The organism is Metasolibacillus meyeri (genome assembly GCF_003049505.1).
Taxonomy (GTDB): domain Bacteria; phylum Bacillota; class Bacilli; order Bacillales_A; family Planococcaceae; genus Metasolibacillus; species Metasolibacillus meyeri.
Window position 1 is genome coordinate 1 of sequence record NZ_PYWN01000267.1, and the last position, 1,063, is coordinate 1,063.

At 34.5% G+C, this 1,063-nt stretch carries 2 protein-coding genes; one reads left to right on the top strand and one right to left on the bottom strand.

All coding sequences use genetic code 11. The features are described from left to right. Positions 1 to 163: 163 nt before the first annotated feature. Entirely contained in the window at positions 164 to 613 is a 450-nt protein-coding gene (locus tag C9J34_RS21560) for a hypothetical protein (RefSeq protein WP_107842202.1), read from the top strand. Positions 614 to 775: 162 nt separating this feature from the next. On the opposite strand, the gene C9J34_RS22570 is transcribed toward C9J34_RS21560, so the two are convergent. Next, positions 776 to 1,063: hypothetical protein (locus C9J34_RS22570; protein WP_238600759.1), on the bottom strand; the 288-nt coding region annotated here is incomplete at its 5' end.

A 1,063-nucleotide genomic window follows, 5' to 3' on the forward strand; every position in this document is an offset into this window, starting at 1 on the left:
TAAAAAGTGAAATTCGCCCGCAAGGCAACCACTTTCGCACAATTAAACTCAAAATAGGAGCTTGTTTAAAAAGGGGCTTCTATAAATTTAACAATTAATCAAATCTTCCGAAACCTTCTATATTTTGAAACGTATACAATATTGAGAAGGGAGGAATAGAGCCATGAAGAAAAAATACTTGATTATTTTGCCAGCCTTACTGTTAAGTGCTTTTTTAACTGCTTGTGATGATGAAAAGCAAACTAATATGAATGGAGAAATGGCAGAAGATGAAATGGAAGTAGATGCATCGGATTTTTATAATATTATTTACCAAAATAAACTGAATCAATTAATTACTTGGACAGATGAAGGTGTAATGATTAGTGGGATATGGCTTAAGGAACTACCGACAGATACAACGGCTTTAGATACGGTATTAGAAAAAGAAGCAGCCGAACCCCATGCAAGATTCGAAAAAATATATGAAAATGCTGAGATAACAGCAGACGGGTTAAAATATTACATAAAACTTAATGATGATATAACATTAGAATTTGAAAAAGTAGGACCGCGAATAATTAAAGATTCGCAAGGGTTTGAATATTATTCGAAAAAATACCCAGGAGAATAAGCAACCATATGCTTTTAAATGACAACATAGTTTTAAGGCCTAGAGAACTCAGTTATATGGGTGCTTCTAGGCTTTTTTCTATGATGATTTGTATAGAAAGTTTAAAACTAGCATTGATGGTAATCGCTGTGGAAGCGGCTATGCCCATATGTCAACTAAAGATTAATAATAAGGCGCGCTAGGTCGAGGTATAGCTTTATAAAAATGATTGATAATTTGTATTAAAGTTTGATTAAGATTATGGGGTTGTATAGAAAGTCGGAAATACTTTTGAATAATAAAAAATCCAGTTGATTTATTCGTTGAAAGAAAAGGCGATGGAGCAAGTGTTTTTGAAATGTCTAGTTCAAAAGTAACGATTCGCCCGTAAGACAGGTGAATTCGCCCGCAAACCGCCCATTTTCGCCCGTTAAAAAGTGAAATTCGCCCGCAAGGCAACCACTTTCGCAC

Coding starts and splice junctions, on each gene's coding strand:
- C9J34_RS21560 (WP_107842202.1), top strand. CDS start 164: ATGAAGAAAAAATACTTGATTATTTTGCCAGCCTTACTGTTAAGTGCT.